Annotated in this window: 15 protein-coding genes; 10 read left to right on the plus strand and 5 right to left on the minus strand. The window is 73.3% G+C overall.

Going from position 1 to position 12,435, the window contains the following annotated elements:
- Nucleotides 1–119 precede the first annotated feature (119 nt).
- Complete coding sequence (locus ACQPZ4_RS11575) at nucleotides 120–1,229, plus strand: S8 family serine peptidase (RefSeq protein ID WP_433058828.1); 1,110 nt, start codon at nucleotides 120–122, stop codon at nucleotides 1,227–1,229.
- Here the strand turns inward: ACQPZ4_RS11575 and ACQPZ4_RS11580 are convergent.
- From ACQPZ4_RS11580 to ACQPZ4_RS11590, 3 genes are all read right to left on the minus strand, one after another.
- Nucleotides 1,204–2,427: an RNA polymerase sigma factor gene (locus tag ACQPZ4_RS11580; RefSeq protein WP_433058830.1), complete on the minus strand. Its 1,224-nt coding sequence runs from the start codon at nucleotides 2,425–2,427 to the stop codon at nucleotides 1,204–1,206. The two genes, ACQPZ4_RS11575 and ACQPZ4_RS11580, sit on opposite strands and share 26 nt — an antisense overlap.
- 13 nt (nucleotides 2,428–2,440) lie before the next feature.
- Entirely contained in the window at nucleotides 2,441–2,791 is a 351-nt protein-coding gene (locus ACQPZ4_RS11585; protein ID WP_433058833.1) for a YciI family protein, read from the minus strand.
- 85 nt (nucleotides 2,792–2,876) lie between these two features.
- Nucleotides 2,877–3,731, minus strand: coding sequence for an aldo/keto reductase (locus tag ACQPZ4_RS11590; protein WP_433058836.1), 855 nt, complete (start codon nucleotides 3,729–3,731; stop codon nucleotides 2,877–2,879).
- Between the two features lie 166 nt (nucleotides 3,732–3,897).
- Between ACQPZ4_RS11590 and ACQPZ4_RS11595 the strand changes: the two genes are divergently transcribed.
- The 9 genes from ACQPZ4_RS11595 to ACQPZ4_RS11635 all read left to right on the plus strand — a co-directional run bounded on the left by ACQPZ4_RS11595 (nucleotide 3,898) and on the right by ACQPZ4_RS11635 (nucleotide 10,950).
- Nucleotides 3,898–4,101 (plus strand): hypothetical protein, encoded by a 204-nt coding sequence (locus tag ACQPZ4_RS11595; RefSeq protein ID WP_433058839.1) that lies wholly within the window; start codon nucleotides 3,898–3,900, stop codon nucleotides 4,099–4,101.
- A gap of 200 nt (nucleotides 4,102–4,301) precedes the next feature.
- Nucleotides 4,302–4,961 (plus strand): siderophore-interacting protein, encoded by a 660-nt coding sequence (locus ACQPZ4_RS11600; RefSeq protein WP_433058842.1) that lies wholly within the window; start codon nucleotides 4,302–4,304, stop codon nucleotides 4,959–4,961.
- 91 nt (nucleotides 4,962–5,052) lie between these two features.
- Nucleotides 5,053–5,808 carry an SDR family NAD(P)-dependent oxidoreductase gene (locus ACQPZ4_RS11605; protein ID WP_433058845.1) on the plus strand — a complete coding sequence of 252 codons (756 nt, stop codon included), beginning with the start codon at nucleotides 5,053–5,055 and terminating at the stop codon, nucleotides 5,806–5,808.
- Complete coding sequence (locus tag ACQPZ4_RS11610) at nucleotides 5,805–6,728, plus strand: aldo/keto reductase (protein ID WP_433058848.1); 924 nt, start codon at nucleotides 5,805–5,807, stop codon at nucleotides 6,726–6,728. Before ACQPZ4_RS11605 ends, ACQPZ4_RS11610 begins: the two co-directional genes overlap by 4 nt.
- Nucleotides 6,725–7,519, plus strand: coding sequence for an amidohydrolase family protein (locus tag ACQPZ4_RS11615; RefSeq protein ID WP_433058851.1), 795 nt, complete (start codon nucleotides 6,725–6,727; stop codon nucleotides 7,517–7,519). Before ACQPZ4_RS11610 ends, ACQPZ4_RS11615 begins: the two co-directional genes overlap by 4 nt.
- A complete protein-coding gene (locus tag ACQPZ4_RS11620; protein ID WP_433058854.1) occupies nucleotides 7,510–8,181 on the plus strand; it encodes a FadR/GntR family transcriptional regulator in 672 nt (223 codons plus the stop codon). Before ACQPZ4_RS11615 ends, ACQPZ4_RS11620 begins: the two co-directional genes overlap by 10 nt.
- A 9-nt stretch (nucleotides 8,182–8,190) precedes the next feature.
- Nucleotides 8,191–9,129 carry a hypothetical protein gene (locus ACQPZ4_RS11625; RefSeq protein WP_433058857.1) on the plus strand — a complete coding sequence of 313 codons (939 nt, stop codon included), beginning with the start codon at nucleotides 8,191–8,193 and terminating at the stop codon, nucleotides 9,127–9,129.
- A gap of 2 nt (nucleotides 9,130–9,131) precedes the next feature.
- Nucleotides 9,132–10,298 carry a sensor histidine kinase gene (locus ACQPZ4_RS11630; protein ID WP_433058860.1) on the plus strand — a complete coding sequence of 389 codons (1,167 nt, stop codon included), beginning with the start codon at nucleotides 9,132–9,134 and terminating at the stop codon, nucleotides 10,296–10,298.
- Nucleotides 10,299–10,305: 7 nt separating this feature from the next.
- Nucleotides 10,306–10,950, plus strand: a complete 645-nt coding sequence (locus tag ACQPZ4_RS11635) for a LuxR C-terminal-related transcriptional regulator (protein ID WP_433058862.1) — start codon at nucleotides 10,306–10,308, stop codon at nucleotides 10,948–10,950.
- Here ACQPZ4_RS11635 and ACQPZ4_RS11640 read toward each other — a convergent pair.
- Both ACQPZ4_RS11640 and ACQPZ4_RS11645 read right to left on the minus strand, forming a co-directional pair.
- Entirely contained in the window at nucleotides 10,947–11,303 is a 357-nt protein-coding gene (locus tag ACQPZ4_RS11640) for a hypothetical protein (protein ID WP_433058865.1), read from the minus strand. The two genes, ACQPZ4_RS11635 and ACQPZ4_RS11640, sit on opposite strands and share 4 nt — an antisense overlap.
- 76 nt (nucleotides 11,304–11,379) lie before the next feature.
- Nucleotides 11,380–12,342 carry a sugar ABC transporter substrate-binding protein gene (locus ACQPZ4_RS11645; protein WP_433058868.1) on the minus strand — a complete coding sequence of 321 codons (963 nt, stop codon included), beginning with the start codon at nucleotides 12,340–12,342 and terminating at the stop codon, nucleotides 11,380–11,382.
- Nucleotides 12,343–12,435: the final 93 nt, after the last annotated feature.

Below are 12,435 nucleotides of genomic sequence, written 5' to 3' on the forward strand. Positions count from 1 at the left end.
CTGGAAGCCGCAGCGTGCCAGGGAGCTGGAAGCCGCGGCCGCAGCCGTGCCAGGAGCTGGAAGCCGCAGCCGCAGCCGTGCCGGGGAGAGGACGCGCGGGCGGGGGTACGGTTTGCCGCGTGCGATTCCTTGCCGCGCTCCTGGTCGCCATGGTGGTAGCCGCCGTCGGGGGAGCGGTGCCGGCCGAGGCGGAAGCGCTCACCGTCCGCCAGCAGGAGTGGTGGATCGACGCGCTGCAAGTGACCAAGGCGCATCAGCAAGCCCAGGGCGAAGGCGTCACGGTCGCCGTACTCGACACCGGTGTCGACTCGACGCAGCCCGATCTCAAAGGCGCGCTGCTCCCCGGCGCCGGCACCAACGGCGTGCAGAGCAGCAAGGGCTGGGAGGACCCCGACGGCCACGGCACCCAGATGGCCACCGTCATCGCCGGGCGCGGTGGCGAAGGCAACCACATGCTCGGCATCGCGCCCAAGGCCAAGCTCCTCCCCGTCGCCATCCCGATCGGCAAGCGCGCGGCGGCCGGCGGCAGGACCGAGGGGGACCTGGCCGAGCCGATCAGGTACGCGGCCGATCACGGCGCCCGGATCATCAGCCTCTCGTTCACGCTGGATCGGGACGAGCCGCAGGAGGATGAGCGGGCGGCCATCGCGTACGCGCGGCAGAAGGGGGCCGTCCTCGTCGCCGCCGGCGGGAACCGGCCCCAGGGCGACGACCGGGTCCCGCTCCCGGCGAGGTACGACGGGGTGCTCACGGTCAGCGGCACCACCCGTACCGGCGCGTTCTGGGACGGGTCCATCGCCGACCCCACCGTCGACATCGCCGCGCCCGCGGAGGACATCATCGGGGCCGCGCCGAAGGCCCAGTACTCGTCGGGGTTCGCCGTGGGCTCCGGGACCAGCGGGGCCACCGCGATCACGGCCGGTGTGCTGGCGCTCATCTGGTCGAAGTTTCCGCAGCTCACGGCCGACGAGGCAGTGGATCGGCTGCTCCGCACGGCCAAGGACGCCGGCGCCGCGGGGAGGGACGACCAGTTCGGGGCCGGCATCATCGACCCGCTCGCCGCCCTCACCGCGAACGTGCCGCCCGCGAACGCCGCCCTGGCAGCGCAGCCGCGGCACGAGCAGACCCGGCAACGCCCGTGGCTGATCCCCGCCGCGGCCGGCGGGCTTGCGCTGGTGTTGTTCGGCGTGGCGGTACCGCTGCTCAGGAAGAAGCGGCGCGCCGCGTGAACAACTCCCGCTCCGCGGCGTTCCTGGTCAGCGCCGCCGCCGCGCGGAACGCCTCCCGCGCCTCGCCGGACCGTCCCAGCCGCTCCAGCATGTCGCCCCGCGCCGCGGGCAGGTGCGGGTACGAACCCAGCTGACCCGAAGCCGCCAGCGCGTCCAGCAACGACAGCCCCGCGGCCGGCCCCGAAGCCATGCCGACCGCCACCGCCAGGTTCAGCGACACCACGGCGGACGGGGCCACGTGGGCGAGCAGCCGGTACAGCGCCGCGATCCGCCCCCAGTCCGTCGCCGCGAACGTCAGCGCCCGCGCGTGGCAGGCGGCGATCGCGGCCTGCAGGCCATACGGGCCCAATGTGCCCAGCGCCTCCGCCCGCCCCAGCGCGGCCAGCCCCCGCCGGATCAGCAGCCGGTCCCACCGCCGCCGATCCTGGTCGGCGAGCAGCACCGGGCGGCCGTCAGCGGAACTGCGCGCCCCGAGCCGAGAGGCCTGCAGCTCCATCAATGCCGACAGCCCGTGTACCTCCGAAGCGTTGGGCAGCAACCCGCACAGCACCCGCCCGAGCCGCAGCGCCTCCTCGCACAGCGCCGGGCGGGTCCAGTCGTCGCCGGCCGTGGCCGAGTAGCCCTCGTTGAAGATGAGGTACACCGTGCCCAGGACCGCGGACAGCCGGCCCGGGATCTCCGGCGGGGGCGGCAGCTCGAAGGCCACCCCGCGCAACGCCTTCTTGGCCCGCAGGATCCGCTGGGACACCGTCGCCTCCGTGGTCAGGAAGGCGCGCGCGATCTCGTCGGTGCGCAGTCCGCCCAGCATCCGCAGCACCACCGCGACCTGCGACTCCGTGGTCAGCGCGGGATGGCACGCGGTGAAGATCAGCCGCAGCGTGTCGTCGCCGATGTGGTCGTCCAGGGCATCGACGAGCGAGGATTCCGGGTCGAAGGCTTCGACGGTACCCACGAGCTGCAGTTTCTTCTGGTAGTTGCCCTGGCGCCGAAGGTGGTCCACGGCCCGGTGCTTGGCCGTGGCCATGAGCCACGGGCCCGGATCGTCGGGCACGCCGCGGGCCGGCCACTGCTCGAGCGCGATGACGAGCGCGTCCTGGGCCAGTTCCTCGGCGAGCCCGACGTCCCCGACCAGCCGGGCGAGCGCGCCGATGATGCGGGCCGACTCGATCCGGTACACCGCCTCGACGACGTCGCTCACGTCCGGCACGGGGTCAGAACTCCATGACCTGCAGGATGCGGCAGGTCCCTTCCCAGCCCGGCCAGAGGTCGCGGTGGACCTTCATGAACCGGGAGCCCCACTCGACGGCTTCCTCGATGTTGCGGTTCGAGTACACCGCGTAGCTGATCAGCTCCTTGGTCTCGGCGAACGGGCCGTCGGTCACGGTCAGCTCGCCGCCGGTCACCGTGATCATGGCGCCGGCCGCGCTGGGCATCAGTCCGGCCTGGTCCAGCAGCACGCCCGCCGCCGTCGCCTCCTCGCCGAGCTTCATGATCGCTTCCATGAGCTCGGCGGGCGGGGGCGTCGGCGGCGGGGTGGCGTCGAGCAGCATCACGTAACGCACAGCGGTCTCTCCTCACGCGAAGTTCGTTCCTACACCCCTACCTCGAAGGGGAGGCGCAGGATCCGACATCGCGCCCGAAGAAACTTTAGGAGTTCTGCGTGATGTCCGAGACCTCCTGCGGCGTCAGCTTGATCGCGGCCGCGGCGATGTTGTCCTCCAGGTGGCCCACCGAGCCGGTCCCCGGGATGGGCAGGATCGCCGACGAGCGCGCGAGCAGCCAGGCGAGCACGATCTGGCGGGGCGTCGAGTCGTACTTCTTGGCGACCGCCTCGATCGTGGCGTTGCCGTCGAGGTTCTGGATCGGCGCCCACGGCAGGAAGACGATGGACTCCTGCTCGCAGAGGTCGACCAGCGACTCGGAGCCGCGGTCGTCGACGTTGTAGCGGTTCTGGATGGACACGATCGGGGTGATCCGCTGGGCGACCCGCAGCTGGTCCTCGGTGAAGTTCGAGACGCCGACGTGGCGGATCTTGCCCTCGGCCTTGAGCTCGCTGATCGCGCCGAGCGACTCCTCGATCGGGACCTTGGGGTCGGGCCGGTGGAACTGGTACAGCGCGATCGTGTCCACCTTCAGCTTGCGCAGGCTGCCCTCGAGCGCCTCGCGCAGGTGCTCGGGCCGGCCGTCGGGCGACCACTGGTTCGGGCCGCCGCGCGTCAGGCCGCCCTTGGTGGCGATGACCAGGTCGTCGGCGTACGGTGCCAGGGCCTCGCCGATCAGCTCCTCGCTGACGTCGGGGCCGTAGGAGTCGGCGGTGTCGATGAAGTTCACGCCGAGCTCGACGGCGCGGCGCAGGACCTTCTTCGCCTCGTCGCGGTCGCGCGGCTGACCCCAGATCCCGTCGCCGGTGATGCGCATCGCGCCGAAGCCGAGCCGGTTGACGGTCAGGTCGCCGCCGACGTCGATCGTGCCCGCGTTCGCCGCGCTGCTCTGTGCTGACATGCGTCAGTCTCCTTCAGGGAGTGAATGCTCTCGCTTCCAACCTAGCCACGCGGACGCGCCGCTGTGAGAATCCGGAGGTCGCCGAGTCTGGATTAGCGCAGATCACCCTGGGTATGGTTTCCCGGCCCGCCCGTCCCCGCACCGCCGAGCACTGGGAGTGAGCAGCATGAACGCGAACGACCCGACCGGAATCGACCCGAGCAGCCCCGAGGCCGCGGCCCGCGAGGCGGCCCGGTTCGAGGCCGAGCGCAAGCAGAGCCTGGAGCACCAGCTGGCCCAGGGCGGAAAGGTGGACGACGGCGCGGTCGACTCCACGGGCCGCAGCATCCGCGACCCCCGCCGCGGCACCCAGCTGGACGAAGACATCTGAGAGCGACCGGCAATAGGCGGCCCGCCTGATCCGACGCTCGATTGCTCATGCGCCGCGCAGGCCGCGGCGCGGCTGCGAGACCGCCGTCGGGGCTGGCCTTGGCCTATTGCCGGTCGCTGCGGAACCATGCGTCCGGTGCATTGCGACAATGCACCGGACGAAGGTTCCGATATATCGCCGATAGGCTGTAGCGTCCACGCATGCTGTGGGAGAGATTCTTCGTGCGCGCGCAGGTCGTCGAGGCCGAGACGACGACCGGGCGGTTCCGGCGCCTCAAACTCCGTGGCGACGCGCTGCGCGAGGCGGAGTGGCAGCCGGGCCAGCAGGTGCGCGTGCACGTCGGCGACAAGAGCCCGCTGCTGCGCACGTACTCGGTGTGGAGCCGCGACGGCGACACCATCGAGCTGCAGGCGCTGCTGCACGGCGACGGCCCCGGCGCGCGCTGGGTGGCCGCCGCCAAGCCCGGCGACGAGGTGCTGCTGCGTAGGCCCGAGGGCACCTTCGTGACCAAGCCCGCGCCGTACCACCTGTTCGTCGGCGAGGAGACCGCCTCCGTCGCGTTCGGGGCGATGCTGCGCGCGCTGCCCGAGGCCGAGCGCGCCGCCAGCCGCGTGGTGGTCGAGGCGGCGCCGGCGGACCGGCTCGCGCTGGACGGGAACGTCACGTGGGTGGCGCCGGAGGGGCTCGTCAGTGCGGTACAAGAGCTGGATCTTCCGCAGGAGCCCGGACAGGCCTATGTGGCCGGCGAGGCCCGCGCCGTGCAGGCCGTGCGCGCGCACCTCGTGCGGGATCGGGGCTGGCCGCGGCGCTCGGTGCTCACCAAGCCGTTCTGGACGCCCGGCAAGCGCGGCATGGAGTAGTTGACATCGGACCTATCGACCGGCGCGAACCCCTTGCGGAGCTGAAGGCCCCCTGATAGACATCAATCATCCGATGTCTGGGGAGTGCGTAGTGAGTGGAGAGTTCGACGGCCTCGCCGCCGTCGTCACCGGGGCCGGGTCCGGGATCGGGCTGGCCACCGCCCGCCATCTCGCCGCCCGGGGCGCCCGCGTCGCCGGCCTCGACCTGGGCATCGACGGAATTCCGGAGGGGATCGCCGGGTTCGTCGCCGACGTCACCGACGACGGGGCCGTGCGCGCCGGCGTGGCGGCCGCGGCCGAGCGCCTCGGCGGGATCGACATCCTGGTCAACAACGCCGGCATCGGCGCGATCGGCACCGTCGAGGCGAACGACGACGCCGAGTGGCACCGCGTGTACGACGTGAACGTGGTCGGCCTGGTCCGCGTGACCCGCGCCGCGCTGCCGCACCTGCGCCGCTCCGGGCACGCCGCGATCGTCAACACCTGCTCGATCGTGGCGCACGCGGGGCTGCCGGACCGGGCCCTGTACAGCGCGACCAAGGGCGCCGTGCAGTCGCTCACCGCCGCCATGGCCGCCGACCTGGTCCGCGAGGGGATCCGGGTGAACTGCGTGAACCCCGGCACCGCCGACACGCCGTGGGTGCGCCGGCTGCTCGACCAGACCGACGACCCGGACGCCGAGTTCGCGGCGCTGCAGGCCCGCCAGCCGACCGGCCGGCTGGTCTCGGCGGAGGAGGTCGCGCACGCCATCGCGTACCTGGCCAGCCCGCTCGCCAGCGCCACCACCGGCACCGTGCTGTCCGTCGACGGCGGCATGCACGGCCTGCGGGTCAGGCCGAAGCCGTGAGACTCGGCCTGGGCTGCGCGCAGCTGGGCAACCTCTACCAGGCGCGCACCGACGAGCAGGCCCGCGCGATCGTCGACGCGGCCTGGGCCTGCGGGGTCCGCGACTTCGACACCGCCCCGCACTACGGCCTCGGCCTGTCGGAGCGGCGGCTCGGGGCCGCGCTCGCGGACCGGCCGCGGGCCGAATTCACGGTGAGCACCAAGGTCGGCCGCCTGCTGGTGCCCACCGGCGAGGGCGGCGACGACCTGGCCGACGGCTTCGCGGTCGCGCGCACCCACCGCCGCGTGTGGGACTTCAGCCGCGACGGGGTGCGCCGCTCGATCGAGGAGAGCCTCGACCGCCTCGGCCTCGACCGGATCGACACCGCGCTGCTGCACGACCCCGAGTTCGACCCGGAAACGGCGCTGCGGCACGGGTTCCCGGCCCTGGCCGAGCTGCGCGAGGAGGGGCTCGTCGGCGCGATCGGTGCAGGTTCCAAGGACGCGCTCGTACTGTCCAAGCTCGTCGAGGAGTGCACCCCCGACACGGTGATGGTCGCCGGCCGGTACACGCTGCTCGAACAGCCCGCCGCCCGCCGGCTCCTGCCTGCCTGTGCCGAGGCGGGCGTCGCGGTCCTCGCCGCCGGGGTGTTCAACAGCGGCCTGCTCGCCGAGGACGTACCCCGGGCCGGGCTCCCCTACGAGTACGGGGCCGCGCCGCCGGACCTGCTGGCCCGCGCGTTCCGCATCGCCGAGGTCTGCGCCGGGTTCGGCACCACGCTCCCGGCCGCCGCGATCGCCTTCCCGGCCCGCCACCCCGCCGTGACCGCGGTCGTGCTCGGGGCCGACGACGCCGCCCAGGTGCGCCGCAACGCCGCCCTCTTCGCCGCCCCGCCGCCGGACGCGCTGTGGCCGGCCCTCGAGGAGCGGGGCCTGCTGTGATCGACGCACACCACCACCTGTGGCAGCTGGGCGCCGGCTACGACTGGCTGGACGCGCCCGAGCTGGCCCCGATCCGCCGCACGTTCACGCCGGCCGACCTCCAGGCCGCGCTGGCCGGCACCGGGGTCACGCAGACGGTGCTCGTGGAGGGCGGCCGCTGCGACCCGGGCGAGGCGGCGCTGCTGCTCTCGTACGACATCCCGGAGATCGCCGGCGTGGTCGCCTGGGACGATCCGGCGGCCTCGTTCCTCCCGGCCTATCGGGACCTGCCGGGGGCGGACCGGCTGGTCGGGCTCCGCGCGCAGGTGCAGGCGGAGGACGTCGACTACCTGGGCCGCGACGACGTGCGCGAAGGCCTGCGGTCCTACGGCCGGGCGGGCCTGGTCTTCGATCTCGTCATCCGGCAGGACCAACTCGCGGCCGCCGCCGCCTGCGCCAGAGCCTGTCCCGACGTCCGATTTGTCCTGGACCACCTCGGCAAGCCGAAGGACTTCAAGTCCTGGAAATCCGACATTTCGCGTTTGTCGAAAAATGTCGCGGCAAAACTCTCCGGCCTCTTCACCGAGGTCGAGGACGTGCAGCCGTACGTGGAGACCGCGCTCGAACTGTTCGGCCCCGAGCGGCTGATGTGGGGCTCGGACTGGCCGGTGAGCACGCTCGCCGTCCCGTACGCCGAGGCACTGTCCAGGATTCGCGAGCTGGTGGACGACCCGAGAGTGTTCGCGAGCACGGCGCGGGAGGTGTACGGCCTCCCGGCGGTACAGTCGCCGCGGAGGGACCCATGGCACTGACCGACGAGGCAATCGACAAGATCAAGGGCATGATCACCTCGGGCGAGCTCGGCCCGGGCGATCGGCTGCCCAAGGAGGCGGACCTGGCCGAGCGCCTCGGCCTGTCCCGCAACTCGCTGCGCGAGGCCGTCAAGGCGCTGTCGATGATCCGGGTGCTCGACGTCCGCCAGGGCGACGGCACCTATGTCACCAGCCTCGAACCCGACCTCCTGCTCGACGCGCTCAGCTTCGTCGTGGACTTCCACCGCGACGACACCGTGCTGCAGTTCCTGGAGGTCCGCCGGATCATGGAGCCGGCCGCCACCGCCCTGGCCACCGCGCGGATGAGCGACGAGGACGTGGTCAAGCTGCAGTCGGTGCTCGACGAGCTGGGCGACGACCCGACCATCGAGGCCCTGGTCGCCAACGACCTCGACTTCCACCGGCACATCGCGGCCGGCTCGGGCAACGCCGTGCTCTGCTCGCTCATCGACGGCCTGTCCGGCCCGACGACCCGGGCCCGGATCTGGCGCGGGCTGACCCAGGAGGGGGCGGCCGCGCGTACCCGCGAACAACACCAGGCGATCGTCGACGCCATCGCCGCCCGCCAGCCCGAACTGGCCCGCTCCTGGGCGACCGTGCACGTCGCCGGGGTCGAGGAGTGGCTGCGCCGCGCGCTGTAGGGTGCGGGGGTGGGCTCTCTCGCGCAGGCTGGACGGGACTATCGGGCCGAGCAGCCGATCGCGCTGCTGGACGGCCGCCTGACGGTGACGCTGCCCGCGGGGGCGCGGGCCGAGGCCCGGGCGCAGTCCCTGATGGGCGTGGCCACGTCGGGCCAGACCGAGACCCGGGTGCTCTGCGACCGCGACGGCGAGCGCCTGGTGCTGCTCGCGTCCGAGCTCTTCCGGGTCGTCGAGGGCGACCTGCGGGCCGGCGTCGACCCGATCGCCCGGAGCTGGGAGCTGCCGCCCGGCCAGCAGCTCGAGCCCCTGGAGACCGGCCCGGACACCGTCGCGTACGGCTACCTGCCGCTCGACACGGGCCGGCAGGCGGTACCGGTGGCCGATGCCTTCGTCCGCACGTCCGACAGCGCGCTCGTGCGCGTGCAGCTGTTCGTCTCGCCGAACGCCGCCGACGACCGCGAGGGCCTGACGGCGCTGGCGACCCGCATCCTGCACACCGTCGAGCGCGGCCCGCGCACCCTGGACGCGGCGCCGGGCGAGCGCGCGCTGGTGGGCCTGGACGGCGCGCCGATCCTGACCGTGCGGACCCCGCCGGGCTGGGTCGCCTACCAGGAGCCCGGCCTGTCCTTCGTGGTCCTGCGGCTGTTCCGGCTGACGCGGCTGGGCGGCCCGTTCGCGTCGGTCACGCTGTACCGCGGCACGGCACCTTCGCTGATCCACGAGCGCTTCCCGCCCGACGCCGTGACCCGCGCCGGCGGCCGCCTGCTCGGCCTGCCCACCGACTGGATCCACGTGCACACCGGGATCGGCGGCACATCGGCGGTGCACATGCGGGAGGCCCTGGTCGAGGACGGCTCCCCGCAGTTCGTGCACGCCCTCGCCGAGACCGACGATCCAGCCTTCGAACCGGAGCTGGACGCGCTGCTGGGCTCGATCACGCGGGTCTGACCGTGCTCCGCCGGTCCGGGTCGGAGCTGCTCTACGTGCTGGCGGGCGCGCCGCTGGCGGTCCTCGGCTTCGCGTGGGTGCTGCTCTGCCTCACGGCCGGCGCGGCGCTCGCGGTCACGGCCCTGGGCGTGCCCCTGCTGGCGCTGGCGGTCCCCACCGCGCGGGTCTTCGGCCGGGCGCGACTGGCCCTGATCCGCGTCCTGCTGCACGAGCATTTCGAGGCCCCGGAGTCGTACCGCCCGAGCCGCACCCTCGTCGCCCGCCTCCGCGACGGCGTGGCCTGGCGGGCGATCGCGTACCAGGTGGTGGGCCTGCCGCTGGCGGCCGTGAGCCTGGCCGTCGCCACCGTGACGTGGGGCTGGGGCCTGGTCGCCCTGACCGCCCCGATCCAGCGCGCCCTGCACGTCAACGTGCCCGGCTTCCTCTCCTGGCCGGAGATCGCCGTGCTCAGCGTCCTCGGCGCGGTGCTGCTGGTCCTCGCGCCGCGGGCGGTGCGGGCCACGCTGCTGCTGGACCGCCTGCTGGCCCGGGCCCTGCTCGCCCGCGACGACCGCGACCGCCGCATCGCCGCCCTGCGGCGGACCCGGGCCGGCGCCGTCGAGAGCGCGGCGGCGACCCTGCGGCGCATCGAGCGCGACCTCCACGACGGCGTGCAGGCCCGGCTGGTCGCGCTGACCATGCACCTCACCATGGCGACCGAGACGCTGGACCGGGAGCAGCTGCTGGCCGCCCGCAGCGATGCCCAGGACGCCATCCGCGAGCTGCGCGAGGTCATCCAGGGCATCCATCCGCCGATCCTGGACTCGGGCCTGGACGCGGCGGTGCAGACCCTGGCCGCCCGCTGCCCGGTGCCGGTCGAGGCCGCGGTGGAGCTGCCGGAGCGCCCGTCTGCGGCCCTGGAGACCATCGCGTACTTCACCCTGGCCGAACTGCTCACCAACGTCGCCAAGCACAGCGGCGCGACGCGGGCGGAGGTGACGCTGACCGAGCGCGCGGGCGCGCTGCGGCTGGTGGTGCACGACGACGGCCGGGGCGGCGCCACCCCGGCCGGCGGCACCGGGCTGCGCGGGATCGCCGACCGGGCGGCCGCGGTCGACGGCACCGTGGACGTCGTCAGCCCGCCCGGCGGCCCGACCGTCGTGACCGTCGACCTGCCGCCGGCGATGTGAGGCCGAGATGCGCGTGGTGATCGCCGAGGATCTCGCCATCCTGCGCGACGGGCTGGCCCAGCTGCTGGCCCTGCGCGGGCACGACGTCGCCGTGGCCGGGGACGCGGCGGCCCTGGAGGAGGCCGTGGCCGCGCACCGGCCCGACGTCGCGGTCATCGACATCCGCATGCCGCCGACCCACACCGACGAGGGGCTGCGGGCGGCGATCGCGCTGCGCCGGCGGTACCGTGGGATCGGCATTCTGCTCTTCTCGCAGTATGTCGAGACCCGGTTCGTGACCCAGTTGCTGGCCGACGGCTCGTCGGGTGTCGGCTACCTGCTCAAGGAGCGGGTCGGCGACCTCGACGACTTCACCGACGCGCTGGCGCGGGTGGCGGCCGGCGGCACGGCCCTCGACCCGGAGGTCGTCACCCAGCTCATGGGCGCCCGCCGGCGCGACGCCGGCCTGGCCCGGCTGACCCCGCGGGAGCGCGACGTGCTCGCCCTGATGGCCGAGGGCCGGACGAACGCGGCGATCGCGGCGAAGTACACGGTGACGGAGCGCGCGATCGAGAAGCACGTGGCGAACATCTTCACCAAGCTCGATCTGCCCGCCTCGGCGTCGGACCACCGCCGGGTGCTGGCCGTGCTGCGCTACCTCGAGCTCGGTTAGAGCTGGCGGCTCCAGGCGACCAGAAACCCGGCCACCGCGAGGCCGACCGCGGCCGTGGCCGGCAACAGCCACCACGGCTGGCGCTCGCCGTTGCGCGCGGCCCGCAACCGCCGGTGCAGCGCGCGGATGCCCCACAGCCCGCCCAGGCCCACGCCCAGGACCGGGATGCCGACCAGGAAGTGCACGGCCCACGCGCCGGCGCGGCTCGGGCCGCCCCACGAGTGGTCGTAGGGGCCGGGGTCGACGATGCCGTACAGCACGCTGCGCAGCACGAAGGTGACCACGAACCCGAGCGGCACCAGGGCGGCGAGCCCCAGCAGCCCGGTGGCGAGCAGATACTTGAACCGCGTCATGGGTTCAGCGTCGGCCGGATCGACGCGCGCCGACATGGTGGTGCCACGCGGCGCGAGGTTCGGTTTTCCGAACCCCTCAGCCGATGCCGGCGGCGCGGCAGGCGTCCGCGTACCGGCCGGCGCACAGCGCGCCCGGGGTCACGAAGCCGTCCTTCACCACCGTCGAGGCGATCGTGTCCTTGGTGACCGTCACCGGGTCGAGCAGGATCGACGGGACCTGGCCGGCGCCGTTGTCGACCGACTCCGTCTCCGTCGGTCTCTTGCCGCGGACCAGGTCGTTGGCGAGCGTCGCGGCGGTCTCGGCCTCGGTGCGGATCGCCTTGTAGACCGTCATGTACTGGTCGCCGACGAGGATCCGCTGCAGCGCCGCCGTCTCCGCGTCCTGGCCCGTCACGGGGACCTGCGGGAGGCCGGCCGCCTGCATCGCGGCGATCGCGGCGCCCGCTGTGCCGTCGTTGGCCGCGTACACGCCCACGATGGTGCGGCCGCGGAGCGTCGGCAGTACACGTGCGGTCCAGGCCTTGGCGTTGTCCGGATTCCACTCGGCGGTGTCGGACTCGGCCGCGACCCGCACCTTGCCGTCGAGGCCCGCGTGGGCGCCCTGCTTGAACAGGGTCGCGTTGTTGTCGGTGGGGGAGCCGTTGATCCACAGGATCTCGCCCTGCGCTGCCTTCGCCCCGAGCGCGGTGAGCAGCGCCTGCGCCTGCAGCGTGCCGACCTTGGCGTTGTCGAACGAGATGTAGTAGTCGACCGCGGTCTTGAGCACGAGCCGGTCGTACGAGATCACCGGCACGCCCCGCTGCTTGGCCACGGTCACGATCTCGCCCGCCGCCACGCTGTCCACCGGGGTCAGCACGAGCACCTTGGCGCCCTGGTCGAGCGCGTCCTTGGCCTGCTGCAGCTGGGTGTCGGCGCTCTGCTCGGCGTTGCGGTAGTCCACGGTGCAGCCGGGGCAGAGTTCGGCGAGTTTCTGCGCGAAGTACGGCTGGTCGCCCGCCTCGTACCGGCTCGCCTTGCGCTCCGGCAGCAGCAGCGCCACCCGCGCTTCTTCGTCCGTGTCCACTTTGAGCGTTTCCGTGCACGCCGACAAGAGAAGAGCCGTCGTCAGTACTGCGAGTGCCTTGCGCATGTG

Origin of the sequence: Dactylosporangium sp. CS-033363, assembly GCF_050942475.1 — a bacterium.
GTDB lineage: Bacteria > Actinomycetota > Actinomycetes > Mycobacteriales > Micromonosporaceae > Dactylosporangium.

What these genes read in the sequence shown, in the direction of transcription:
- ACQPZ4_RS11590 (WP_433058836.1), bottom strand. Translation starts at nt 3,731, where the DNA reads ATGTCAGCACAGAGCAGCGCGGCGAACGCGGGCACGATCGACGTCGGC.
- ACQPZ4_RS11595 (WP_433058839.1), top strand. Translation starts at nt 3,898, where the DNA reads ATGAACGCGAACGACCCGACCGGAATCGACCCGAGCAGCCCCGAGGCC.
- ACQPZ4_RS11600 (WP_433058842.1), top strand. Translation starts at nt 4,302, where the DNA reads ATGCTGTGGGAGAGATTCTTCGTGCGCGCGCAGGTCGTCGAGGCCGAG.
- ACQPZ4_RS11620 (WP_433058854.1), top strand. Translation starts at nt 7,510, where the DNA reads ATGGCACTGACCGACGAGGCAATCGACAAGATCAAGGGCATGATCACC.
- ACQPZ4_RS11635 (WP_433058862.1), top strand. Translation starts at nt 10,306, where the DNA reads ATGCGCGTGGTGATCGCCGAGGATCTCGCCATCCTGCGCGACGGGCTG.
- ACQPZ4_RS11640 (WP_433058865.1), bottom strand. Translation starts at nt 11,303, where the DNA reads ATGACGCGGTTCAAGTATCTGCTCGCCACCGGGCTGCTGGGGCTCGCC.